This window comes from Neoaquamicrobium microcysteis, assembly GCF_008180155.1.
Taxonomy (GTDB): Bacteria; Pseudomonadota; Alphaproteobacteria; order Rhizobiales; family Rhizobiaceae; genus Aerobium; species Aerobium microcysteis.
In genome coordinates this window covers 210,435-233,529 of sequence record NZ_VSZS01000062.1, presented here as the reverse complement: position 1 = coordinate 233,529, position 23,095 = coordinate 210,435, and the positions used below count along the sequence as shown (strand labels likewise).

Here is a 23,095-nt window from a genome sequence, read left to right as displayed (position 1 = left end):
CGCGTCGAACGCTAGACAGTGCCGGCCACTGGAGGGATAGCGCGAATGAGGTCCATCGCATCGATCGGGGAATGCATGCTGGAACTGACCGGCGAGGATGCCGATTGGCGTCTTGCCCATTCCGGCGACACGTTCAACGTGCTGTGGGCGATGCGTGCCCTGCTGGCCTCACAAGATGCGACAGACTACGTTAGCGCGTTCGGCGACGACGCCTTTTCGGCCCAGCAGCTTTCGTTCTTTGCGGAAAACGGCATCGGCACGGCGGCGAGCCCGCGCATCGCAGGCGCACGGCCGGGCCTTTACGCGATCACGCTCGATGGGGCGGAGCGATCGTTCACTTACTGGCGCGCGGATGCCGCCGCGCGCAAACTGGCCGACGACCCGGCCATGCTGGCGAAAAGCCTTGAAAACCGGTCACTTGTCTACTTTTCCGGAATCACCGTGGCAATTCTGGAAGGCAAGGCCCGGCAAACGCTGTTCGACGCGGTGGTGGCGGCGCGCGCAGCCGGCAGCTTCGTCGCCTTCGATCCCAATTATCGCCCCCGGCTGTGGCCGTCGCAGGATGCAGCCCGCACTGCCATCGAGGCAGCGCTTACGGTGGCCGACATCGCTCTTCCCACCTACCCGGACGAACAGGCACTCTTCGGCGATGCCTCATTGGAGAAGACCGCTGAACGGCTCACGCACGCGGGTGTCCGCGAGATCGTGGTCAAGGACGGCTCCGAACCTGCCCTGGTCCTCACCGAGGGCGGGACGCAAAGCGTTCCGGCGACCCACGTCGCACATCCGGTCGATACGACGGGCGCAGGCGATTCTTTCAATGGCGGCTATCTGGCCGCACGCCTTCTCGGCCACGACCCGATCGAGGCTGCCGAGCGTGCCCACCGGGTGGCAGCCGCAGTGGTACAGGTGCGCGGCGCGCTGGCACCCTTCCCGGCCCTGAAAGCCGCCTTCGAGGCATAATCACTCGTAGTTCGGCGGCCGGAACCGGAACTCGCTCACCTGCCTGTATTCCTCTCCGGGGCGCAGCACGGCGTGCGGAAAATAGGGCCGGTTGGGCGAATCGGGCCACACCTGCGGTTCCATGCAGAACCCAGCGAAAGAACGGTAGGTGATGCTATCCAATCCAGGCACCTGCCTGTCGGGAAACTGCCCGGTGTAAAACTGCAGCCCCGGCTCGGTGGTCCAGACCTCCATTTCGACGCCCGAGCGCGCACCCTGCACCCAGGCCGCCTGGCTGAGCGGCCTGCGCGACGCAGACAGGCAGAAATTGTGGTCGTATTCGGTCTGCTCGCCGGGCCTGTATCGGATCTTTCGCGGCACCACGAAATCGAACGCCGTTCCTTGCACGGGCAGCACCTCGCCCGTTGGGATGCATTGCGCGTCCACCGGCGTGTAGGCGGCCGCCGCAACGGTCATGCGATGGTCGAGGATACTGCCGCGCCCGCCATCGTCGAGATTGAAGTAGGAATGCTGCGCCAGATTGCACAGCGTGGGCCGGTCGCACGTCGCCTTGATCTCGACCGCCAGCGTCGCCGGCGGCTTCAGCCGGTAGGTGCAGGATATGTCCAGCGCCCCGGGAAATCCCATCGCGCCTGCCGGATCGTGGATGGACAACGTAACGAAATCCGCACCCTGTGCCGTCACCTGCCAGACGCGCCTGTCTAGCCCCTGCGCACCGCCATGCAGCGTGTTGCCGCGATCGTTGGCGTCTGTTTCGAAGCGCTCGCCGTCCAGCACGAATTTTCCGCCGGCGATCCGGTTGGCGTAACGGCCGACGATCGCCCCGAAATAGAGCGAATGATCGAAATAATCGTCCAGACGCGGAAAGCCGAGCGTCAGCGGCGCATCATGCCCTCCAAGCCGCAATTCCTGGATGATCGCGCCATAGGTCAGGATGCGGGCTGAAAGCCCGCCGCCCGCGATCGAGAGCCGCTCTACGGCCTCGCCATCCCCGGTGGCGCCGAAAGGCTCGGAAGCTGTCACGGTGTACCCCCTCAGGCACTCGGCTACAGGCCGAGGCCGCCGATGCAGACATATTTGGTATCGAGATAATCCTCAATGCCCTGATGTCCGCCCTCGCGGCCCAGACCCGATTCCTTCACGCCGCCGAACGGCGCTTCTGGCGTGGTTATCAGCCCTTCATTGACGCCGACCATACCGTATTTCAGCCCTTCCGTGACGCGGAAGGCGCGCCCCAGATCGCTGGTATAGAAATAGCAGGCGAGGCCGAACTCCGTGTCGTTGGCAAGCGCGACGGCCTCCTCTTCGCTCTCAAACCTGAACACGGGCGCGACGGGGCCGAAGATTTCTTCTTTCATGAACTTCATCTGGGGCGTCGCGCCCGAAATCACCGTCGGCTCGAAGAACGAACCGCCGAGTTCGTGGCGCTTGCCGCCGGTCACGACCTTGCCACCCTTGGCCTTTGCATCGGCCACGAACTCCTCGACCTTCTCGACGGCCTTTTCGTCGATCAGCGGCCCCTGCTGGGTGCCGTCTTCGAGACCGGGTCCGACCTTCAGCTTCTTCGAGGCCTCCGCGAGGCGTTCCACGAACCTGTCGTAGATGCCCGCCTGCACGAAGAAGCGGTTTGTGCAAACGCAGGTCTGGCCGGAATTGCGATATTTCGCGATCATCGCGCCTTCGACCGCACGGTCCAGATCGGCATCGTCGAAAACGAGGAACGGCGCATTTCCGCCAAGTTCCATCGAGACCTTCTTGACGGTCGACGCCGACTTTTCGATGAGGATCTTGCCCACCTCGGTCGACCCGGTGAAGGTGATCTTCCTGACCAGCGGGTTGGCGCAGATTTCGTCGCCGATCTCGCCTGCCGAGCCCGTCACGATGTTCACGACTCCCTTGGGTATCCCGACCTCCTCGCAAAGCGCGCCCCATGCAAGGCCAGAATACGGCGTCTGCGAAGCAGGCTTGACGACGCTGGTGCAGCCCGCGGCGATGGCCGGGCCTATCTTGCGGGCCAGCATGGAGGAAGGGAAGTTCCACGGCGTGATCGCGGCGATCACGCCCACGGGCTCCTTGGTCACCAGCACGCGCCTGTCGGCCCACGGGCTCGGCACCACATCGCCATAGGTGCGCCGCGCCTCTTCGGCAAACCACAGCACATAGGCGGCTGACGCGCCCACCTCGCCCTTGGCCTCGGCCAGCGACTTGCCCTGCTCCATCGTCAGCAGTTCGCCCAGCGCATCCTGATTGTCCATGATCGCGTCATGCAGCTTGCGCAGCAGTTTCGACCGCTCCAGCGCCGATGTCTTGCGAAACGACTTGAACGCCGCGTCCGCGGCTTCAATGGCCCGACGCGTCTCGGCCTTCCCCGCCTTCGGCACAGAGCCGATCTTCAGCCCCGTGGCCGGGTTCACCACATCGATGGTAGCGCCGGAATCGGCCTGCACCCATTCGCCGTCGATGAGGTTGGCCTCGCGCATGAAATGGCTGGTTTTCTGCAACATGGTGCTACTCCCTTGTCCCGTCCGGCGCGGTCGCGCCGCTGCAATATGCGTCACCGACACACTTAGTCGCAATCGGGAAGAAGCCAACCCGTCAGCCGAAAACCCATTGGGCCACGCCCAGCCACAACCCCATCGTCAGCGCAGCCAGCGCAGTCGATATGGTCATCGTGTTGGAGGCCAGCACCTGCCCTGTGCCGAAGCGGGTAGCGATGAGATAGGGGTTCACCCCGGTCGGCAGGGAGGAGGCTACCACCATCACCTTCGCGGCCAGCGGCGGCAGCCCTATCGCCACGGCGGCACACAGGACCACGGCGGGCAGCAGCAACAGCTTCAGCACAGATAGCGCGATGGCAGGCTTGACGTTGCCCGAAATGCCGAACTTGCGCAGCCCGAGCCCCATTGCAAACAGGGCAACCGTCCCGGCGATGCCTGCGAAAGCGTCGACGAAACGCATTCCCAAGCCCGGCATCGGAATACCGCTCAGCCGCCATGCCAGCCCGGCCAGGATGCCGATGATGAGCGGATTGGTGAAAAGGTTTCGCAGGAAGCCCTTCAGAACGTCGAGCGGGGACGTGACCTTGCCCTCGCTCCGTCGCACCCACTCGAACATCACTATGGAGGCGGCCATCATGGTCGGCAGATGAACGGCCAGCAGCAGCGACAGGATGTCGATACCTGCTTGCCCGTAGACGCCCATGATGAAGGGAATGCCCAACAACAGCAGGTTGGAGAACGACGCGGCGATGCCCGCCACGACGCCGGCGGCCGCATCCCGGCCAAACCGGCGCGTCGCGACGAGATGGCCCGCCAGCCATACCACCGGCACGCCGGCGAAGTAGGCCGCCCACAGCCCCCACGGCGCCGTGCCCGAAAAGTCGATCCCGATCATGGTGCGGAACAGCAGCGCCGGCACGGCTACGACGATCGCGAAGTCCGTCAGCGCATCCCCCACCTGCGGGCGAAGGAGGCCGGTCCAGCCGGCAGCATAGCCGAGCCCGACCAGCCCGAAGACGAAGGCGATGGTTTCGGCTACGGCAGACATTTCCCGGCGGGTAGCGCAATCGCCTCTCAACGGCAAGCGTTCAGCACGCTATCCGGGCCGATTGTGGCGCCGCGAATGCCGCGCTTGCCTTTCGCCTTTCAATCCCGTCCCTATATGGATCAAGGAAGAAGGATACCGGATGCGCCGTTTCATAACCGTTCTTGCCCTGTTTTTGATCTTTGTCGTGCCGCAGGCGGGCGCAACCGAAGCCGGATGGGCGCTTTTGCGCAATGGCGGCCAGATCGTGTTTCTCGTTAATGCCAACGCGCCCGGAACCGGCGATCCGGCCAATTTCGACATCGAGAACTGCCGGACGCAGCGCAATCTGTCCGATCGAGGCCGCCAGCAGGCGCGGCGTATCGGCGCGCTTTTCGCGGCCAGGGCAGAAACGGTGGAGCAGGTCTATTCGAGTCGCTATTGCCGCGCTTTGGAAACGGCGCGCCTCGCCTTTGGTGACCGTATCGTGGAGACGCTCGACGCCCTGGATTCCGTTTTGCAGGATGAAGAAGCGGCAGCAGAAGCAAAGGAAACGGTGCTGGAGCTGATTCGCGACTATTCCGGCTGGGGTAACCTCGTGCTGGTTACCCACCCTGAAAACATTGCCGCCATGGTCGGCATAACCCCTCGCGAAGGCGAGGCGATTATCGTGGCCCCTGATGAAAACGGCATCCACACCATAGGCCGCATCGTCTTCAACTGACGCCACGCAATGGCCAGCTTTTTGGGGCTGGCTCTTTTCCTGCCTGCAAAAAGCGATTAGAGAGCCGCGATACTTTGAACGGACATCGCCCTGCATTTAGAGGGAATCACAGTGACTTCGACATTTGACAAGGTTGCCGACATCATCGCGGAGACCAGCGAGATCGATCGTGAGACGATCACGCCCAAGAGCCACACGATCGACGATCTCGGCATCGACAGCCTCGATTTCCTCGACATCGTCTTTGCGATCGACAAGGAGTTCGGCATCAAGGTGCCGCTCGAAAAGTGGACGCAGGAGGTCAATGACGGCAAGGTTTCCGCTGAGGAATACTTCGTCATGGAAAACCTCTGCGCCAAGATCGACGCGCTTGTCGCGGCGAAGAACGCCGTTTGACGCCGCAAGGCATGCACTGCAGGTAGGCCGGATATGAGCGCACGCGACGTCGTCATTACCGGACTGGGGCTCGTCTCCTCGCTTGGCGAAGGGGCCGAGCGGCACTGGCAGGCGCTCAGCGCACCGGGCGCGGCTCCCGTGCTCGACGCAGAGCGGTTCGACCCGTATACGATCCACCCTCTCCCGGAGATCGACTGGGGCCTGCAGATCGCCAAGCGCGGCGACCAGCGCCAGATGGAAACCTGGCAGCGGCTGGGCACCTATGCGGCCGGCGTGGCGCTGGACGACGCTGGCGCCAAGGACGAGGCGCTGCTGGCGACCATGGACATGGTTGTTGCGGCAGGCGGCGGGGAACGCGACGTCAACGTGGATCAGGCGATCCTCGACGCCGCCCGCACCCGCAACGATCGCGACCTGCTGCTCAACGAGAAGCTGACGACCGAACTGCGCCCGACGCTGTTTCTGGCGCAGCTTTCCAACCTGCTCGCCGGCAACATCTCCATCGTCCACAAGGTCACCGGTTCATCGCGCACATTCATGGGCGAGGAAGGTGCCGGCATTTCGGCCATAGAGACCGCTGCGGCGCGCATTCGTTCGGGCCAGTCGAGCCACGTGCTCGTCGGCGGCGCATTCCAGACCGAACATCCCGACATGCTGCTCGGATACGAACTCGGCGGCTTCCTGCATCGCAAACGCTGGAAGCCTGTGTGGCAGCGCGCGGCAAACGACGGCGGCGGCGTCATCTCCGGTTCGGGCGCGGCATTCCTCGTGCTGGAATCGCGCGAACATGCCGAAGCGCGCGGCCACAAGCCATATGCCGCCATCAAGGCCGTCGCTTCCGGGCGCGCGCGCCGCGACGAAGGCAATCTGCCAGAGGCCGTTTCGGGCCTGCTGCGGGTTCTCGGCGCGCCTGATGAGCCCCTCATGGCCATCTCGGGCGCTTCCGGCGCTCATTCGGCGACCGGAGCCGAACGTGCCGCGCTTGCGTCGGCGGGTGACTATGCGGTTCGTGGGTTCTCGACGCTGACAGGGCATCTCAAGGAAGCGCAGTTCCCGTTCGCGATCGCGCTGGCGGCACTGGCGATCCGTCATGGCGCGCACTATCCCGCCTTCGATGCCGAGAACGAGACCGCAGCCGAAGGCGCTCCCCGTAGCGTCGTTGCAACCACCATCGGCTATCGCCGCTTCGAGGGTGCTGCCCTCGTCGTGGCCGCGTGAAGGGAGCGGTGAAGATGGCCAGGACCACCGATCATCTGGGCAGGCCGGTCGTCGCCGTTACCGGCGTCGGCGTCGTCACCTCACTCGGCCAGGGGATTACCGACAACTGGGCCGCCCTCACGGCCGGGCGTTCGGGCATCCATCCGATCACCCGTTTCCCGACCGAGCATCTGAACACCACCATCTCGGGAACCGTCGATTTTCTGGAATCGAGCGACAAGGGCGCAAGCGCGCTTACCTACGAGCTTGCCGAAATCTCCGCACTTGAGGCGGTGTCGGCTTCCGGCCTCGGCGTCGGCGATTTCGCGGGCCCGCTCTTCCTCGCCTCCCCGCCGGTCGAGCTCGACTGGCATGAGCGCCTGGCACTCTACGACGCGGCAAACCTCGACCTGCCGATCTACGAGCGTCTGCTGGCAGCCGCTCGCGAGCAGCTTCGCCAGGAGACGTTTGAGGCCTCGCAGTTCGGTGCGATCGCAGACCGATTAGCCGATCGGTTCGGAACCCGCGGCCTGCCGATCACGCTTTCCACCGCGTGTGCTTCCGGTGCGACCGCGATCCAGCTCGGCGTCGAAGCCATCCAGCGCGGCGAGGCCGACCGTGCGCTCTCCATCGGCGCGGACGGCTCTGCCACGGCCGAGGCGCTGATCCGTTTCTCGCTTCTGTCCGCACTTTCCACGCAGAACGAGCGTCCCGAGAAAGCGTCCAAGCCATTCTCCAAGGATCGCGACGGTTTCGTGCTGGCCGAAGGGTCCGCCGCCCTAGTGCTGGAATCGCTCGAAAGCGCCCTTGCCCGCGGCGCCAACGTGCTGGGCATCGTGCGCGGCTGCGGCGAAAAGGCCGACGATTTCCACCGCACCCGCTCCAAACCCGACGGCTCGCCCGCCATCGCGGCGGTCAAGGCGGCGCTGGCCGATGCCGGCATGCGCGAGGACGAGATCGAATACGTCAACGCCCACGGCACCTCGACCCCCGAAAACGACAAGATGGAGCATCTGTCGCTCTCTACCGTCTTCGGAGAGCGTATGAAGACGATCCCGATCTCCTCCAACAAGTCGATGATCGGCCATACCCTGTCGGCCGCCGGTGCGGTCGAGGCCGTCTTCTCGATCCTTACCATGGCCGAGGGCGTCATTCCGCCGACGATCAACTACGACAATCCCGACCCGGCGATCGAGCTGGACGTGGTGCCGGGCGTGAAGCGGGATGCGCAGGTTTCGACGGTGCTTTCCAACTCCTTCGGCTTCGGCGGGCAGAACACCTGCCTTGTCATGGCGCGTGAACCGGTCTAGTCCGCTTCCCCAAACGCCAGCCAACAGCGGATTTTCCCATGCGCGCACTGCAACTCGTCGAGGATCGGCGTCTCGAAACCGTCGATCTGCCCCCTCCTCCCGCTCCCGGCCTCGGCGAAGTCACGGTGCGGATCGGCGCGGTCGCACTGAACCACATCGACGTTTGGGGCTGGCGCGGCATGGCGTTCGCCAAGCGCAAGATGCCGCTGGTGGTCGGCGCGGAAGCCTCGGGCTTCGTCGAGACGGTCGGCGACGGCGTATCTGGCCTGTTGCCCGGACAGCTGGTCTCCATCTATGGCGCGCGGACCTGCGGTCTTTGCAAAGCCTGCAAGGAAAAGCGCGATAATCTTTGCGAGCATGTCGGCGGCGTCCACGGCTTCCATCTCGACGGCTTCGCGCAGGAACTGGTGAACTTGCCGGCCCGCTTGCTTGTCCCCGCCCCTCCCGGCGTTGACGAGATCGGCTCGGCGGTCGCTCCCGTCACCTTCGGCACGGTCGAGCACATGCTGTTCGACAACGCGAAGCTCCAGCCGGGCGAGACGATCCTCGTCCATGCTGGCGGTTCCGGCATTGGTTCCGCCGCGATCCAGCTTGCAAAGCGCATGGGTTGCACGGTCATCACCACCGTTGGGTCCGACGACAAGATCGAGAAGGCCAAGGCGCTCGGCGCGGACCATGTCATCAACTATCGCGAGGACCGCTTCGAGGGCGTCGTGCGCAAGCTGACGAAGAAGAAGGGCGTGGACGTTGTTTTCGAGCATGTCGGCGCCGACACGTGGGCCGGCTCGATGCTGTGCATGAAGCGCGGCGCGCGGCTGGTCACCTGCGGCTCCACGTCCGGCGTGTCCACCTCGATGAACCTGATGCAGCTTTTCCAGCAGCAGCTGAAAATCCTCGGCTCCTTCGGCTGCCGGATGGAGAACATGGAAAACGCCATGCAGAAGATGGCAGCCGGCATCGTCCGCCCGGTCATCGATACCGAGGTCCGCTTCGACGACATCGGCCGCGCGCTGGAGCGCATGGAAGGCCGCGACGTTTTCGGCAAGATCATCCTGCGGGTCGACTGATGAGCGAAGGCCGCGTGCCGATCCTCAGGCCGCTCGTTGCCAGAACCCTTCGGCTGCTGAAGCAGGCGGAATACTGGATCGTGGCGCAACTCGCCATGGCTGTCCTGTGGCTGCTGCGCCGCCTGCCGCCCGATCGCGCGCTGGCCTTTGCCGACCGCACGGCGCGCCGCATCGGCCCCTGGTTCGGCCGCCATCGCGTCGCGATGGACAATCTGCGCCACGCCTACCCCGACAAGAGCGAAGCCGAGCTGCAGGCCATCGCCTCCGACATGTGGGGCAACATGGCGCGGCTGGCGGGTGAATACATCTTCCTCGACCAGCTCTTCGATTTCGTGCCCGGCTCCGACACGCCCGGCCGCGTCGAAGTCGACGGCGAGGAAATCTTCGCGCGTGTCCGCGCCAGCGGGAAGCCGCACATCTTCTTCACCGCCCACACCGGCAATTTCGAGCTTCTGCCGGTGGCCGCTGCCTCCTACGACCTGCCGGTGACCGCGCTTTTTCGCGCGCCGAACAATCCGTACATCGCGAAGTACATCTTCTCCACCCGTGCCGAGGCGATGGGCGAGCTGATCGCGTCGCGTGCGGGCGCAGCCTTCGGCCTTGCCCGCATTCTCGAGCGCGGCGGCAATATCGGGGTTCTGGTCGACCAGAAATTCCACAAGGGCGTGCCCACCAGGTTCTTCGGCCGGGCCTGCACCACCAGCCCGCTTGTTGCCAAGCTGGCGCGGCAATACGAGTGCGACGTCTATCCCGCCCGCGCCATCCGCCTGCCCGGCAACCGCTTTCGGCTGGAGATTTCGGAAAAGCTTGAGCTGCCGCGCACAGAAAAGGGCGCAATCGACGTGCCCGCCACCAGCCAGCTTCTCAACGACACCGTCGAAGGCTGGGTGCGCGAGCATCCCGGCCAGTGGATGTGGTTCCACAAGCGCTGGAAGATGGGCTGAGCTACCCGCCGTAGTAGTTCATCACCGCGTGGCGCGCTTCGGCGAAGAACAGCCAGCGCTCGGTCAACATGCCGACTGCATGGGACAGGACCGCCAGCGCGGCAAGCGCGACGCCAAGGCCGGATGCCCCTGACGCGAGCACCCCAAGGACGAGAACCGCGGGCACGATCCCGCCCGCGATCAGGCTTATCTTCGCCAGCTTGTCGGCATGCTTGCGGGCGACGCGAAACCCCATTTCGCTGGTGAGGTAGTTGTCGTTGATGTGCGGACGCTCGAACAACCGCACGCGGCCGAGATTTCCGAGGCCTGTAGCGCTCTCAGGCGTCGACAACGGGTCCATATTTTCCATGTTGCGCCGCCAGGCAAGCTTCGCCGTCCACGCTGCTCCCAGAAAGGCGATCGACAGCAGCGCGAGGATCGGTGTATCGCCGCCGCCCGCCGCAGCAAACAGCAGGCCGAGCAGGCTGCCGCCGGCACCCGCAAACAGCAGGTAGCAGAGCGGTGTCAGCGGCGTATGCCATGCCTGCACGGATTTCAGCGAGGCATAGATCATCGAAGTGCAATAGACCGTCACCCCTGCCCCGGCGACGCCCAGAAGACCCGGCAGAAGCAGATATCTGGAATGGAAGATGGCGGCATAGGCCGAGATGCAAAGCGGCACGAAGGTGACGATGGCCATAACCCCTTCACGCGACAGCCAGCTCGAACGCCATTGCGAAAGCGCCCGCCACGCCCGCTGGGGGTTGCCCAGATGTAGCGTGGACGACAGAAGCCCGCCGCCGATCAGCGCCAGCGCCACGAAGTGCGCCAGTTTGGTCGAGACAAGCGCCGGGTTCAGGAGCCCCAGCCCGAGAGCGGCCGCCAGCCCGTAGCCGAGGCCCGAGGCGGTCGTAAACACGATGATCGAAAGCGCGGGATGCATGGAAGGTCAGATCCGGTCGAGCATGCCGTCGAGCCAGGCGAAGAACCCGGTTGCGCCGGACGTGTCTTCCCTTCCGGCGGCCGCTGCCGCCAGCGGCAGGCGCGGCCTCGGCGGCAGGTATTTGTTGACGGGCTTCGTGCCCTGCTCCGGCATGAGGTCCATGCCACCCCGCTCCGCGACCATGATCGACACCGCCGAGTTCGGATCGGCGAGATCGCCGAAGTGCCGGGCGTTGGTCGGGCAGGTCCGCACGCAGGAAGGCACCCGGTCCACCTCTTCGATAGTCTCGTTATAGATGCGGTCGATGCACAGCGTGCACTTCTTCATCACGCCGGCCGCAAGGTCCATCTCGCGGGCGCCATAGGGGCACGCCCAGGCGCACAGGCCGCAGCCGATGCACATGTCCTCGTCCACCAGCACGATGCCGTCATCGGCACGCTTGTAGGAGGCGCCGGTCGGACACACAGTCACGCAAGGCGCATCCTCGCAGTGCAGGCACGACTTTGGAAAGTGGATCAGCCGCGCCTCGCCCCGCTCTGCGGCCACTTCGCCGCCTTCGGGCAGCACCTCGAACGAATGGATGCGGTTGAGGAACGTGCCTGACACGTCGGCCCCATAGGGATCCTGGTCCGACAGCGCGGCGCCGTAGCCGCCCGTGTTCCATTCCTTGCAGGAAACGACGCAGGCGTGGCAGCCGACGCACACGTCGAGGTCGATGACGAGGCCGAGCTTCTTTGGGGTCGGGTTGGACGGAAGGCAGGTCACTTCGCCCACTCCTGCCCGTAGCGAAGCTCCGCCGGCACGTCTTTGTCGGCCGTCTGTGCCGCGAAATGCGGTTCGCTGACCTCGCCGGGCTCCGCCTTCTCGATACGCACGCGCAGATCGTACCAGGCCGCCTGCCCCGTCACGGGGTCGGAGTTCGACCAGCGCATGCCGTCGCCCTTCGGCGGCAGCAGTTCATGGATCAGATGGTTGAGCAGGAATCCCTTGGTGGCCTCGGGCGAATCCTTGTCGAGCGCCCACGCCCCGCCGCGCTTGCCGATCGCATTCCATGTCCAGATCGTATCGCGATTGGCGGTAGCCGATCGCGCAATCTGCACCTTGATCCTGCCGTGATGCGAGGTCAGCCACACCCAGTCGTCGTCGACCAACCCATGCTCGTCGCAAATCTCGCCCGGCACGTAGAGCCGGTTCTTCGTATGGATCTGCCGCAGCCATGCGTTCATCGAGCCCCATGAGTGGTACATCGCCATCGGCCGTTGCGTGATCGCGTGGTAGGGGAACTCGCCATCGTCCACTGCCCCCTCCTCCAGAGGCTGATACCAGAGCGGCAGCGGCGTGAAGGCGGCAAGTATGCGCTCGCGATGAATGTCCAGCGCGGCCGGCTCGCGCAGCCCTTCGGCCGACAGGCGGAACTTCTGCAGCTCCTCGGAGTAGAGCTGGAACGTCACCGGCTGTGGTTTGTCGAAGAAGCCCATCTTCACCGCGAAATCCTGATAGGCGGCATTGGCGTGCTTGAAGAACAGCGCTTCCTCGGGGATGTGGACCGAGAAGAAGGAGCCATTTTCGATATAGCGGCGCAACTGGTCCGGGTTGGCGGCCCCCCTGCCCGTCTTGTCGCCTTCCGCGCCGCGAAAGCCCGCCAGCGGCCCGATGCCCGGCCTGCGCTCGTGGCGCACGATGTAGTCCGCATAGTCTGCGTAAAGCGGCTTGCCTCGATGGTCGACGAAGCCCGACAGGCCCAGTCTCGCGCCCAGATCGAGCAGTACGCTCTGGAAGCCGCGCACCTCGCGGTCCGGCTCCACCACGGGCCAGCGGATCGCGTCGTTGACCGAATCCGGCTCGGATATCGGGCGATCCAGCAACGAAATACAGTCGTGCCGCTCCAGATAGGTCGTGTCCGGCAGAACGAGGTCAGCATAGGCGACCATTTCCGAAGAATAGGCGTCGGAATAGATGATCTTCGGGATACGGTAATCGCCCGTTTCCTCGTCCTTGGCCTCCAGCATCCGGATGGTGCCCGCCGTGTTCATCGACGAGTTCCAAGCCATGTTCGCCATGTAGAGGAACAGCAAATCCACCGGATAAGGATCGCCCGCATGCGCATTGGCGATCACCATGTGCATCAGTCCGTGCGCGGAGACCGGCGCTTCCCAGGAAAACGCCTTATCGATGCGCGCAGGCCTTCCCTCGCCGTCGATCAGCAGGTCTTCCGGTCCCAGCGGGAAGCCCAAATGCGGTCCGGCCAGAGGCTGGTTCGAGCCGAAATGTTCGGCCTTGCCGTGCGGGCGCGGATGGGCGTGCAGCGGCTTTGGATATGGCGGCTCGTAGCGGAAGCCGCCGGGACAATCGATTGCCCCGATCAGCACCTGCAGCATGTGCAGCGCGCGGGCCGTCTGGAAGCCGTTGGAATGGGCGGAGATGCCACGCATGGCATGGAACGATACCGGCCGCCCGACGAAGGACTGGTGCCGCTCGCCATGCACATCCGTCCATGGTTGGTCGATTTCGATCGCCTCATCGAAGGCGACGCGCCCGATCTCGGCCGCAAGCCCGCGAATGACCTGAACATCAATGCCGATCTCGTCGGCCACCGCCTCCGGTGCGTGTTTCGGGTCGAGATACTCGTCGGCAAGCAATTGAAAAGACGGCACGACCGGGCGTCCGTCCGCCATTCGAAACCGCCCGGACAGCGCGGGCCGCGCGCCTTTCGTGTGCGCCGGCACGGCGCGCTCCGTCACCGTCTCGAAGATCAATGGCTTGCCGTCGGCATCGCGGGCAAACAGCCCATGCTCCGCGGTGCCGGGCGCATCGATCACCAGCCAGGGCGCGTTCGAATAGCGCACGAGATAATCGACATCGATGCGCCGCGCCTTGAGCAGTTCATGCACGATCGCGAGGATCAGAAGGCCGTCCGTGCCCGGCCGGACCCCGATCCAGTTGTTCGCCACCGCCGAATAGCCGGTGCGAACCGGATTGACCGAGACGAACCGCGCACCGCGCTTCTTCAGCTTCGAGATACCTATCTTGATCGGGTTCGAATCGTGGTCTTCCGCCACGCCGAACATGACGAACAGCTTTGTGCGGTCCCAGTCCGGCGCGCCGAACTCCCAGAAGGCTCCGCCGATCGTCATGATGCCGGCGGCAGCCATGTTGACCGAGCAGAAGCCGCCATGCGCAGCGTAGTTCGGCGTGCCGAATTGCTGCGCCCAGAAGCTGGTCAGCGATTGCGACTGGTCGCGCCCGGTGAAGAAGGCGAGCTTTTTCGGGTCGCGCGTCCGCACCTCGCCCATCCATTCGGTGGCAAGCGCCAGCGCCTCGTCCCAGGAAATCTTGCGAAACTCGCCTGAGCCGCGCGGCCCCGTGCGCAGCATCGGTGAATCAAGGCGAGCCGGCGCATAATGCTGCATGATGCCGGCCGAGCCCTTGGCGCAGAGCACGCCGCGATTGACCGGGTGGTCGCGGTTACCCTCGATATAGCGGATCTTGCCGTCCTTGAGATGAACGTCGATGCCGCAACGGCACGCGCACATGTAGCAGGTCGTCTTGCGGACCTCGTCCGAAACCGGCTGGGAAAGCTCGACCCGATGCTGCGCCATCGCTGTATGCTCCTTGCGCAGACAGGTCTATGCAAGACGGCGTGGGATTGAAATGCCACAAACGCGATATGGCGTGGAATATTTTCGCGGCCAGCCGACTGTCAGTTTTCGACGATTATCCGCGTGTTGCCCGCACCCACCTGCCGTACCAGCGTGTAGAAGGTCTGCGCATTGGGCGTGGCCAGCCGGACGCATCCGTGCGAGGCGGGCGACCCCAACCGGCTCACGGCATCGGTACCGTGCACGGCCCACCCGCGGTCATAGAAGACGGCATAGGGCATGGGCGCGTTGTCGTAGGTGCGGGACAGCCACAATTTATGTACGCGATAGGGGCGGAACTCGCCGCGGGGAGTGGTGAACCCTTGGCGTGCGGTCGATACCGGCCATTCGTACAGCACCTTGCCGTAGTGCGTCACGACCATCTTCTGCGCAGCAACGTCCACCCGCGCAATCAGGGTCGATGCCTTTGCGCTCACCCCGCCCATAAGCAGCATCGCTGCCGCTGCAAACCAGCAAACAAGCTTTTTCATTCCGCAGACCCCGACTTCCCCACTCGAAACACTGCCACACCGATGCGTGGCGGCGACAAGTTTCTCCGGGATTTCCTAACAAAGTTTCGCCGCTGACCGGCTAGCGCAATCAAGACCATGTGATGGGTCTCTGCTGGCCCAAAGCGGGCCGCTTGCCAGAGCCCGCTTGCGCCTGCTCAATAGCGGCATGAAAGAAAAACTGTTCCGTGCCATCGACGACCGCCGCGACGACCTCGTCGCGCTGACCGCAGACCTCATCCGTTTCCCGACGATCAACCCGCCGGGCGAGGCCTACACGCCCTGCGCGGAATATATCGGCGACAGGCTCAAGAAGAGTGGCTTCGGCGTCGAGTATGTCCGCGGCGTGGGCACGCCCGGCGACACCGACCGCTATCCGCGTACCAACGTGACAGCCCGCTTCGACGGACGCAGCCCCGGCCCGACGGTCCACTTCAATTCGCATATCGACGTTGTCGAGGCTGGCGATGGCTGGACCGTCGATCCGTTCGCCGGGACGGTAAAAGACGGCCGGGTCTACGGGCGTGGCGCTTGCGACATGAAAGGCGGCCTCGCTGCGTCGATCATCGCGGTAGAGGCGTTCATGGCCGTCTTCCCGGACTTTCCGGGCGCCATCGAGATTTCCGGCACCGTGGACGAAGAATCGGGTGGCTATGGTGGCGTCGCCTATCTGGCCGAGAAGGGCTATTTCTCCAAGCCGCGCGTGGATCACGTGATCATTCCTGAGCCGCTCAACAAGGACCGCATCTGCCTCGGGCATCGCGGTGTCTGGTGGGCCGAGATCGAGACGCGCGGCTCGATAGCGCACGGGTCGATGCCGTTTCTCGGCGATTCGGCGATCCGCCACATGAGCGCGGTGCTGGCGGCTTTCGAGGACGAGCTGTTCCCGGCGCTCGACCGCAAGCAGACGAAGATGCCGGTCGTGCCGGAAGGCGCGCGGCGTTCGACCATGAACATCAATTCGATCCATGGCGGCCAGACGGAAGATTTCCGGCCCGGCCTGCCCGCTCCGAACGTGCCCGATTCGTGCCGCACCGTGATCGACCGCCGCTTCCTGCTCGAAGAGTCGATAGACGACGTGAAGGCCGAGGTGACCTCGATCCTCGATCGGCTCAAGAGCGAGCGGCCGAAATTCGACTACTCCATCAACGACCTCTTTGAGGTGCAGCCGAACATGACCGACCGCGACGCGCCGGTCGTCACCGCCGTTGCCGAAGGAATCCGCGAGATATTCGGCAAGGAACCCGACTACGTCATCTCGCCCGGCACCTACGACCAGAAGCACGTCGCGCGCATCGGCCACCTGTTCGACTGCATAGCCTACGGGCCGGGCATACTCGACCTCGCCCACCGGCCCGACGAATGGGTCGGCATCGACGACATGGTCGAATCGGCCAAGGTGATGGCCATCGGCCTCGACGTGTTGCTGCGTGGCGCGGGCCGTAGCTGACGCACACGGGATCGGCAGATTTTTCTGTTGCAGCAAACAAACATGAAAACCCCATCGCTCTTGATGCGCTGCAGCGCAACAAAGCCGATTTACTCCCCGCCCGTTTCGCGCTTTGATCGCTGGGGTTCAGTTCCGTACCGGGAGATAGTCATGAAACTTCTGAAATCCGTCCTCGTGGCGACGGCGCTCGCGCTTGCGACCTCGACCGCGGCAATGGCTCAGCGCACCGACGTGGTCATCGGTATGGTGCTCGAACCGCCGCATCTCGATCCCACCGCAGGCGCCGCCGCCGCCATCAAGGAAGTCGGCTACGCCAACGTCTTCGAGGGCCTGACCCGCATCGGACCGGACGGCTCGGTGCAGCCGGGCCTGGCCGAGAGCTGGGAAATTTCCGACGACGGAAAGGTCTACACCTTCAAGCTGCACACCGGCGTTAAATTCCACGACGGCGCAGATTTCAGCGCCGAAGACGTGAAATTCTCCATCGACCGCGCGATGGCCGAGGATTCGGTCAACCCGCAAAAAGGGCTCTATTCGGCCATCCAGAGCGTTGAAGTCGTCGATTCGGCCACGGTCGTTGTCAACCTCAAGCACCCGCAGGGTGCGTTCCTGTGGAACATGGGCTGGGGCGAAGCGGCAATCGTGTCGCCCGCCTCCGCCGACGGCAACAAGGAACGGCCGATCGGCACCGGCCCCTTCAAGTTCGACAACTGGGCGAAGGGCTCGTCCATCACGCTGGTGAAGAACCCGGACTACTGGGGCGAGGAAGTCGCGCTCGACCGCGCCGAGTTCCGCATCATTCCCGACTCCGCGGCCGCCATCCCGGCGCTCCTGTCGGGCGACGTGCACGCCTTCTCAAACATGCCGGTCGGCGACGCGCTGCCGCAGATCGAGAGCGACCCGCGCTTCAAGGTGGTCATCGGCTCGACCGAGGGCGAGACGGTTCTTTCGACCAACAACAAGAAGGAGCCCTTCGACAAGCTCGAGGTGCGCCAGGCCATCGCCCACGCGCTCAACCGCGAAGAGATCATCCAGGGTGTGCCGCCCGGCCTCGGCGTGCCGATCGGCTCGCATTTCGCGCCGCACCACCCCGCCTATATCGACCTGACGGGCACCTATCCGTACGACCCGGAGAAGGCGAAGGAGCTTCTGGCGCAGGCAGGCCTTCCCGATGGCTTCTCGGCGACGCTCAAGCTGCCGCCCCCCAGCTACGCGCGTGATGGCGGCCAGATCATCGCCTCGCAGCTGCGCCAGGTCGGTATCAACCTCGAGATCATTCCGCTTGAATGGGCCGACTGGCTGAGCCAGGTCTTCACCGACAAGAACTACGATCTTTCGATCGTCTCGCATGTCGAGCCGATGGACATCGGCATCTACGCCCGGCCCGACTACTACTTCCAGTACGAAAATCCCGAGTTCAACGCGGTGATGGAAGAGCTGGAAGTCACGACCGACGAGGCCAAGCGCAACGAGCTCTATGGCAAGGCTCAGACGATCCTCGCTCAGGACGCCGCCGTCGGCTTCCTCTTCCAGTTGCCCAAGATCGGTGTCTGGGATGCCAAGCTTGAAGGCATGTGGGAGAACTGGCCGCTCTCCGTCGCCGACCTGACCAAGGTCCATTGGACCGAGTAGAAGACAGGGAAACCCGTCGCCCCGAAAGCGTTTGCGCTTTCGGGGCGGTTTCATTCCGCCCAGCCATCGCATGATCGCATTCCTATCCAAACGCCTCGGTATCGGCCTGGTCACGTTGCTCGTGGCCTCGGCCGTAGTGTTCTTCGTGCTGGAGATCCTGCCGGGCGACCCCGCGCTCCTCATGCTCGGCATGAACGCGACGCCTGAGGCGCTGGCCTCCATGCGCGAGCAGATGGGGCTGAACGACCCGGTGCTGGTGCGCTACTTCAGCTGGATAGGCGGCATGCTGGTGGGCGATTTCGGCCGCTCCTTCACCTATTCCTCCCCCGTCATCGACCTCATCGCCGAGCGCGTCGTCGTCTCCCTGCCGCTGGCCATCATCTCGCTCATCCTCTCCACCGCCATTGCCATTCCGGTCGGCATCTTCGCTGCCGCGCGACGCGGCCGGATGGGCGACACCGTGTCGATGGGCGTTGCGCAGGTCGGCGTCGCCATTCCCAATTTCTGGTTCGCGCTGCTGCTGGTCTATGTCTTCGCGGTCTGGCTCCGCCTTCTGCCGTCGGGCGGGTTCCCCGGCTGGGGCGCGGGCGTGTGGCCCGGCCTCAAGGCGCTTATCCTTCCCGCCATAGCGCTGGCCCTGCCGCAGGCCGCCATCCTCGCCCGCGTTACGCGATCGGCGATGCTTGAGGTGCTGGGAGAAGACTATATCCGCACCGCCCGCGCCAAGGGCATGCCGCGCCGCTACGTGCTGTGGCGCCATGCGCTGCGCAACGCAATGATCCCGGTTCTCACCATCATGGGGCTGCAGTTCGCCTTCCTGCTGGCTGGCACCATCATCATCGAGAACGTGTTCTACCTGCCCGGCCTCGGCCGCCTCGTGTTTCAGGCGATCACGCAGCGCGATCTCATCGTCGTCGAAGGCGTCATCATGCTGCTGGTTGCCAGCGTCGTCGTCGTCAACCTCGTCGTCGACATCCTCTATGCGGTGGTCGATCCGCGGTTGAGGGTCAGCGCATGACCGACGCGCCTCTGCACCTCGAACAGCCGGGCTGGCGCTCCACCCTTCGGCTCGCCTTCGCCAACCGGTCCTTCATGATCGGCTTCGTCATCACGGCTCTCGTCGCTGCGATGGCGCTCGTCTCCTACGTCTGGACACCCTACGACGTCACCCATCTGATCGTCGCTGACCGTATGAAGGGTCTTTCGGCCCAGCATCCGTTCGGCACCGATCATTTCGGCCGCGATATCCTGTCCATGATCATGGTCGGCGCGCGCAACTCCATCGCTGTCGCCGTGGTCGCCGTGGCCGTCGGCATGGGCATCGGCGTGCCGCTGGGCTGCTGGGCCGCCGCAAGGGGCGGCTGGGTTGACGAGACGCTGATGCGTTTCAACGACGTCGTGTTCGCCTTCCCGGCCCTGCTCTCGGCGGTGATGATAACTGCCATTTTCGGCCCCGGCGCGGTCAACGCCATAATCGCCATCGGCATCTTCAACATCCCCGTCTTCGCGCGCGTGGCACGCGCTGGCGCGCTGTCGCTGTGGCCGCGCGAATACGTTCTGGCCGCCCGCGCGGCCGGCAAGGGCAAGACGCTCATCACCATCGAGCACATCCTGCCCAACATCGCCTCGATCCTGCTCGTGCAGGGCACGATCCAGTTCGCGCTCGGCATTCTCGCCGAAGCGGGCCTTTCCTATCTGGGCCTCGGCGCGCAGCCGCCCATGCCGTCATGGGGCCGCATGCTGTTCGACGCCCAAACGCGCATGATGGTCGCCCCGCATCTGGCGATTTTCCCCGGCCTCGCAATCGTTATCACAGTGCTGGGGCTCAACCTTCTGGGCGACGGCCTGCGCGATGTGCTCGACCCGCGATTGAGGCGGCAGAGATGAGCCTGCTCGAGATCGAAAACCTGCGTCTGGAGATCGGCGGTACGCCCATCCTCAGGGATATCGACCTGAGCATCGCAGAGGGCGAGGTGATGGGCCTCGTCGGCGAATCCGGTTCGGGCAAGTCGATGACGGCGCTGACGATCATGCGGCTCCTCCCCGACGCAGCCCGCACCTCCGGGCGGGTCACGTTCGACGGCATCGATATCCTGGCCGCCCCGGAAGCGGCGATGAACCGGCTGCGCGGCGACGACATCGGCATGGTCTTTCAGGAGCCGATGACGGCGCTCAACCCGGTCAAGACCATCGGCGAGCAGGTGGCCGAAGGCATACGCTGGCACGCCGGCGCAAACCGCGCCGACGCAGAGCAGACCGCCCGGCAGATTCTCGACCGCGTCGGGCTTCCAGAGGCGAAGTTCCCCCTATCCCGCTTTCCGCACGAACTGTCCGGTGGCCAGCGCCAGCGCGTCGTCATCGCCATCGCCTGTGCGCTCAAGCCCAAGCTGCTGATCGCCGACGAGCCCACGACCGCGCTCGATGTCGTCTTGCAGAAGCAGATCCTCGAACTGCTGCGTGACCTCGTCGACGAGCAAAAGATGGGCCTGCTGCTGATTTCGCACGACCTCGCGGTCGTTGCCGACATGGCCGACCGCATCACAATCATGCGCCACGGCGAGGTGATGGAGGAAGGCGAAACCGCCCGCACCCTGTCGGCGCAGGTGCACCCCTATACCCGCCAGCTGGCGCTGGCCTCCATGCACGTGCCGGACCGCAAGAAGCATGCACCGTCGGCTGATGATGCCGCGCGACCCCTCCTCTCGGTCGAAAACGTGGTGCGCCACTATCCCGGCCGCCGTACCTCGCTGTTCTCCAGGCCCGAGCCTTTCCGCGCGGTGGACGGTGTGTCCTTTTCCATCCGCGCCAGCCAGTCGGTCGCGCTGGTGGGCCGCTCGGGCTGCGGCAAGTCCACGCTGGCGCGCATGATCCTTGCGCTGGACCGGCCGACGCAGGGCGCGATCCGGCTCAACGGTGCCGAAGTCAGCGCCATGAGCGAAACCGAGCTGAAGCCGCACCGGCGCGACATACAGGTCGTGTTTCAGGACCCCTACGGCTCGTTCAACCCCCGCCACAAGGTCGAGCGCCTGGTGGCCGAGCCGCTTCACCTGCTGGAAAAGCAGCCCGGTCCCGCCGAGCGCCGGGAGATGGTGGCCGCCGCGCTTCACGAGGTGGGCCTGCAGCCGCGCGACATGGACAAGTACCCGCACGAATTTTCGGGCGGACAGCGCCAGCGCATCTCGATAGCCCGCGCCATCATCACCCGCCCGAGGCTGGTGGTGGCCGACGAGCCGGTCTCGGCGCTGGACGTGTCGATCCGCGCGCAGGTGCTGGACCTTTTCGCCGAGTTGAACGGCAAGCTGGGCGTCGCATACCTGTTCATCACGCATGACCTCACCGTCGCGCGCGCCATCACCGACGACGTGATGGTGATGCACGAGGGTCGCATCGTCGAGTCGGGAAAGACGATCGACGTGCTCGATAATCCACAATCCGAAGCCGCGAAGGCTCTCGTCGCCGCCGCACCGGACCTCCACCGCGCATTGCAGAAGAGACTGGCCGAACAGGGATAGCTCAGGCGTTGCCCGTCAACACCTCGTGCGGGTCGAGCTTCAGCACCTCGAGCGTGCGTGCCAGAAGCCGCACCTCGTGCTGGTGCAGGCCCGAATCGGCCTTGGCGATTTCAGCGAGATGACGGGCAAGCTGCACGCGCCGTTCGCGCGGATAACCACGGAAGATCGCCAGCGCCTGCGAGGTGGTGGTCTCGTAGCCGTAGTCGTGCAGGTAGCGCATGACCTCGCCGAAACTGTCCTCGCCGATGCCGAACGCTTCCGCGCAGATGCGCTTGAGCGTATCGAGCTCGGCCTGCTCCACCGCGCCGTCAGCCAGCACCATGCGGAACAACAGCAGAATTTCAGCAGACAGGGCCGGATCGTCGGCCACCTTGCGCACGGCCGGGTCGCCCTCGAACAGTTCCCTGATCCGCGAAAAAACTTCCAGCGCCATCGACTTCGACTCCCTGCTTCTCTGGCCGAAGGCTAGCGCGAAATGGCGCTTGCGGATAGCACGCGCCTGTGGTCGAAGCGCGGTTCCCACGCATCGGTCCGTCCATGTTTTCAGAACTCGCCATCGAAATCGTGCTCCTGCTGGCGGTCGCCGCATTCTTCGCGGGCTTCGTCGATTCGATTGCCGGCGGCGGCGGGCTCATAACCGTCCCGGCGCTTATGCTAGCAGGTTTCTCTCCCGTGCAGGCGCTTGGCACCAACAAGCTGCAAGGCCTGTTCGGAACGGCGTCCGCGACCATGGCCTACGCGTCCAAGGGCCATGTCGATCTGAGAGCGCAGCTACCGTCGGCCGGACTCGCCTTTCTCGGCGCGGTGGCCGGCGCGGCGCTCGCCACCATCCTGCCGGCCGAGATGCTGCGCGCCGCCCTGCCGGTCATGCTGGTGGCCATTGCGCTCTACTTCGCCTTCAAGCCGAACATGGACGATCTGGATCGCACCCGGCGCATCACACCCTCCCTTTTCGGTCTCGTCGTGCCGCCCCTCGTCGGTTTCTACGACGGGCTGTTCGGCCCCGGCGCGGGGTCCTTCTACATGCTCGCCTTCGTAGCGCTGGCGGGCTACGGCGTGCTCAAGGCGACGGCCCACACCAAGCTTCTCAACCTTGCTTCAAACCTCGGCGGCTTCGCATTCTTCGCGGCTGCCGGCGTGGTCTCGTGGCAAGTCGGGCTCTTAATGGGCGTGTGCGGCTTTCTTGGCGCGCGGCTGGGAGCATCGCTGGCGATGAAGAAGGGCGCGAAACTCATCAAGCCACTTCTGGTCTTCACCTGCGTTGCGCTGGCGCTAAGGTTGCTGATCGATTGAGCCTCGCGCGGTGGTT

At 64.6% G+C, this 23,095-nt stretch carries 21 protein-coding genes; 13 read left to right on the top strand and 8 right to left on the bottom strand.

Annotated elements, in window-relative coordinates; genetic code table 11:
• Nucleotides 1-45: 45 nt before the first annotated feature.
• Complete coding sequence (locus FY036_RS11705) at nt 46-963, top strand: sugar kinase (protein ID WP_148914909.1); 918 nt, start codon at nt 46-48, stop codon at nt 961-963.
• On the opposite strand, the gene FY036_RS11700 is transcribed toward FY036_RS11705, so the two are convergent.
• The 3 genes from FY036_RS11700 to FY036_RS11690 form a co-directional block, all read right to left on the bottom strand.
• Nucleotides 964-1,986 (bottom strand): aldose epimerase family protein, encoded by a 1,023-nt coding sequence (locus tag FY036_RS11700; protein WP_148914908.1) that lies wholly within the window; start codon nt 1,984-1,986, stop codon nt 964-966.
• Nucleotides 1,987-2,009: 23 nt separating this feature from the next.
• On the bottom strand, nt 2,010-3,467 hold the full coding sequence (locus tag FY036_RS11695) for an NAD-dependent succinate-semialdehyde dehydrogenase (RefSeq protein ID WP_148914907.1): 1,458 nt from the start codon (nt 3,465-3,467) through the stop codon (nt 2,010-2,012).
• Between the two features lie 91 nt (nt 3,468-3,558).
• Nucleotides 3,559-4,509 (bottom strand): AEC family transporter, encoded by a 951-nt coding sequence (locus tag FY036_RS11690; RefSeq protein WP_148914906.1) that lies wholly within the window; start codon nt 4,507-4,509, stop codon nt 3,559-3,561.
• A gap of 139 nt (nt 4,510-4,648) precedes the next feature.
• Here FY036_RS11690 and FY036_RS11685 point away from each other — a divergent pair, with 139 nt between their 5' ends.
• The 6 genes from FY036_RS11685 (at nt 4,649) to FY036_RS11660 (ending at nt 10,123) form a co-directional block, all read left to right on the top strand.
• Nucleotides 4,649-5,209, top strand: a complete 561-nt coding sequence (locus tag FY036_RS11685) for a histidine phosphatase family protein (RefSeq protein ID WP_148914968.1) — start codon at nt 4,649-4,651, stop codon at nt 5,207-5,209.
• Between the two features lie 105 nt (nt 5,210-5,314).
• Nucleotides 5,315-5,605 (top strand): acyl carrier protein, encoded by a 291-nt coding sequence (locus tag FY036_RS11680; RefSeq protein WP_148914905.1) that lies wholly within the window; start codon nt 5,315-5,317, stop codon nt 5,603-5,605.
• Between the two features lie 33 nt (nt 5,606-5,638).
• The gene (locus FY036_RS11675) at nt 5,639-6,823 is read left to right on the top strand and encodes a beta-ketoacyl-ACP synthase (RefSeq protein WP_148914904.1); all 1,185 of its coding nucleotides are present in this window, start codon (nt 5,639-5,641) and stop codon (nt 6,821-6,823) included.
• A 14-nt stretch (nt 6,824-6,837) separates the two neighbouring features.
• Entirely contained in the window at nt 6,838-8,112 is a 1,275-nt protein-coding gene (locus tag FY036_RS11670) for a beta-ketoacyl-ACP synthase (RefSeq protein WP_148914903.1), read from the top strand.
• 38 nt (nt 8,113-8,150) lie between these two features.
• Nucleotides 8,151-9,179 carry a zinc-binding dehydrogenase gene (locus tag FY036_RS11665; RefSeq protein WP_148914902.1) on the top strand — a complete coding sequence of 343 codons (1,029 nt, stop codon included), beginning with the start codon at nt 8,151-8,153 and terminating at the stop codon, nt 9,177-9,179.
• A complete protein-coding gene (locus tag FY036_RS11660) occupies nt 9,179-10,123 on the top strand; it encodes a lipid A biosynthesis lauroyl acyltransferase (RefSeq protein ID WP_148914901.1) in 945 nt (314 codons plus the stop codon). The genes FY036_RS11665 and FY036_RS11660 overlap by 1 nt, the downstream gene beginning before the upstream one ends.
• 1 nt (nt 10,124) lies before the next feature.
• On the opposite strand, the gene FY036_RS11655 is transcribed toward FY036_RS11660, so the two are convergent.
• The 4 genes from FY036_RS11655 to FY036_RS11640 form a co-directional block, all read right to left on the bottom strand.
• Nucleotides 10,125-11,045 carry a dimethyl sulfoxide reductase anchor subunit family protein gene (locus FY036_RS11655; protein ID WP_148914900.1) on the bottom strand — a complete coding sequence of 307 codons (921 nt, stop codon included), beginning with the start codon at nt 11,043-11,045 and terminating at the stop codon, nt 10,125-10,127.
• A gap of 6 nt (nt 11,046-11,051) precedes the next feature.
• Complete coding sequence (locus tag FY036_RS11650) at nt 11,052-11,810, bottom strand: 4Fe-4S dicluster domain-containing protein (protein ID WP_148914899.1); 759 nt, start codon at nt 11,808-11,810, stop codon at nt 11,052-11,054.
• Nucleotides 11,807-14,644, bottom strand: a complete 2,838-nt coding sequence (locus FY036_RS11645) for a molybdopterin oxidoreductase family protein (protein WP_148914898.1) — start codon at nt 14,642-14,644, stop codon at nt 11,807-11,809. The genes FY036_RS11650 and FY036_RS11645 overlap by 4 nt, the downstream gene beginning before the upstream one ends.
• A 101-nt stretch (nt 14,645-14,745) precedes the next feature.
• Nucleotides 14,746-15,174 (bottom strand): L,D-transpeptidase, encoded by a 429-nt coding sequence (locus FY036_RS11640; protein WP_148914897.1) that lies wholly within the window; start codon nt 15,172-15,174, stop codon nt 14,746-14,748.
• Nucleotides 15,175-15,361: 187 nt separating this feature from the next.
• On the opposite strand from FY036_RS11640, the gene FY036_RS11635 reads away from it, so the two are divergent.
• The 5 genes from FY036_RS11635 (at nt 15,362) to FY036_RS11615 (ending at nt 21,786) form a co-directional block, all read left to right on the top strand.
• Entirely contained in the window at nt 15,362-16,642 is a 1,281-nt protein-coding gene (locus FY036_RS11635; protein WP_148914896.1) for an acetylornithine deacetylase/succinyl-diaminopimelate desuccinylase family protein, read from the top strand.
• Between the two features lie 150 nt (nt 16,643-16,792).
• Complete coding sequence (locus FY036_RS11630; protein ID WP_148914895.1) at nt 16,793-18,274, top strand: ABC transporter substrate-binding protein; 1,482 nt, start codon at nt 16,793-16,795, stop codon at nt 18,272-18,274.
• Nucleotides 18,275-18,344: 70 nt separating this feature from the next.
• Complete coding sequence (locus FY036_RS11625; RefSeq protein ID WP_148914894.1) at nt 18,345-19,292, top strand: ABC transporter permease; 948 nt, start codon at nt 18,345-18,347, stop codon at nt 19,290-19,292.
• Nucleotides 19,289-20,161, top strand: a complete 873-nt coding sequence (locus FY036_RS11620; protein ID WP_148914893.1) for an ABC transporter permease — start codon at nt 19,289-19,291, stop codon at nt 20,159-20,161. The genes FY036_RS11625 and FY036_RS11620 overlap by 4 nt, the downstream gene beginning before the upstream one ends.
• On the top strand, nt 20,158-21,786 hold the full coding sequence (locus FY036_RS11615; RefSeq protein WP_148914892.1) for an ABC transporter ATP-binding protein: 1,629 nt from the start codon (nt 20,158-20,160) through the stop codon (nt 21,784-21,786). The genes FY036_RS11620 and FY036_RS11615 overlap by 4 nt, the downstream gene beginning before the upstream one ends.
• Nucleotide 21,787: 1 nt before the next feature.
• Here the strand turns inward: FY036_RS11615 and FY036_RS11610 are convergent, their stop codons facing one another.
• Complete coding sequence (locus FY036_RS11610) at nt 21,788-22,219, bottom strand: TerB family tellurite resistance protein (protein ID WP_148914891.1); 432 nt, start codon at nt 22,217-22,219, stop codon at nt 21,788-21,790.
• Nucleotides 22,220-22,323: 104 nt separating this feature from the next.
• Between FY036_RS11610 and FY036_RS11605 the strand changes: the two genes are divergently transcribed.
• On the top strand, nt 22,324-23,079 hold the full coding sequence (locus FY036_RS11605; protein WP_148914890.1) for a TSUP family transporter: 756 nt from the start codon (nt 22,324-22,326) through the stop codon (nt 23,077-23,079).
• The last annotated feature ends 16 nt before the right edge of the window (nt 23,080-23,095 follow it).

What these genes read in the sequence shown, in the direction of transcription:
- FY036_RS11695 (WP_148914907.1), bottom strand. Translation starts at nt 3,467, where the DNA reads ATGTTGCAGAAAACCAGCCATTTCATGCGCGAGGCCAACCTCATCGAC.
- FY036_RS11705 (WP_148914909.1), top strand. Translation starts at nt 46, where the DNA reads ATGAGGTCCATCGCATCGATCGGGGAATGCATGCTGGAACTGACCGGC.
- FY036_RS11635 (WP_148914896.1), top strand. Translation starts at nt 15,362, where the DNA reads ATGAAAGAAAAACTGTTCCGTGCCATCGACGACCGCCGCGACGACCTC.
- FY036_RS11690 (WP_148914906.1), bottom strand. Translation starts at nt 4,509, where the DNA reads ATGTCTGCCGTAGCCGAAACCATCGCCTTCGTCTTCGGGCTGGTCGGG.
- FY036_RS11660 (WP_148914901.1), top strand. Translation starts at nt 9,179, where the DNA reads ATGAGCGAAGGCCGCGTGCCGATCCTCAGGCCGCTCGTTGCCAGAACC.
- FY036_RS11610 (WP_148914891.1), bottom strand. Translation starts at nt 22,219, where the DNA reads ATGGCGCTGGAAGTTTTTTCGCGGATCAGGGAACTGTTCGAGGGCGAC.
- FY036_RS11605 (WP_148914890.1), top strand. Translation starts at nt 22,324, where the DNA reads ATGTTTTCAGAACTCGCCATCGAAATCGTGCTCCTGCTGGCGGTCGCC.
- FY036_RS11630 (WP_148914895.1), top strand. Translation starts at nt 16,793, where the DNA reads ATGAAACTTCTGAAATCCGTCCTCGTGGCGACGGCGCTCGCGCTTGCG.
- FY036_RS11655 (WP_148914900.1), bottom strand. Translation starts at nt 11,045, where the DNA reads ATGCATCCCGCGCTTTCGATCATCGTGTTTACGACCGCCTCGGGCCTC.
- FY036_RS11620 (WP_148914893.1), top strand. Translation starts at nt 19,289, where the DNA reads ATGACCGACGCGCCTCTGCACCTCGAACAGCCGGGCTGGCGCTCCACC.
- FY036_RS11640 (WP_148914897.1), bottom strand. Translation starts at nt 15,174, where the DNA reads ATGAAAAAGCTTGTTTGCTGGTTTGCAGCGGCAGCGATGCTGCTTATG.
- FY036_RS11665 (WP_148914902.1), top strand. Translation starts at nt 8,151, where the DNA reads ATGCGCGCACTGCAACTCGTCGAGGATCGGCGTCTCGAAACCGTCGAT.
- FY036_RS11625 (WP_148914894.1), top strand. Translation starts at nt 18,345, where the DNA reads ATGATCGCATTCCTATCCAAACGCCTCGGTATCGGCCTGGTCACGTTG.
- FY036_RS11615 (WP_148914892.1), top strand. Translation starts at nt 20,158, where the DNA reads ATGAGCCTGCTCGAGATCGAAAACCTGCGTCTGGAGATCGGCGGTACG.
- FY036_RS11645 (WP_148914898.1), bottom strand. Translation starts at nt 14,644, where the DNA reads ATGGCGCAGCATCGGGTCGAGCTTTCCCAGCCGGTTTCGGACGAGGTC.
- FY036_RS11670 (WP_148914903.1), top strand. Translation starts at nt 6,838, where the DNA reads ATGGCCAGGACCACCGATCATCTGGGCAGGCCGGTCGTCGCCGTTACC.
- FY036_RS11675 (WP_148914904.1), top strand. Translation starts at nt 5,639, where the DNA reads ATGAGCGCACGCGACGTCGTCATTACCGGACTGGGGCTCGTCTCCTCG.
- FY036_RS11685 (WP_148914968.1), top strand. Translation starts at nt 4,649, where the DNA reads ATGCGCCGTTTCATAACCGTTCTTGCCCTGTTTTTGATCTTTGTCGTG.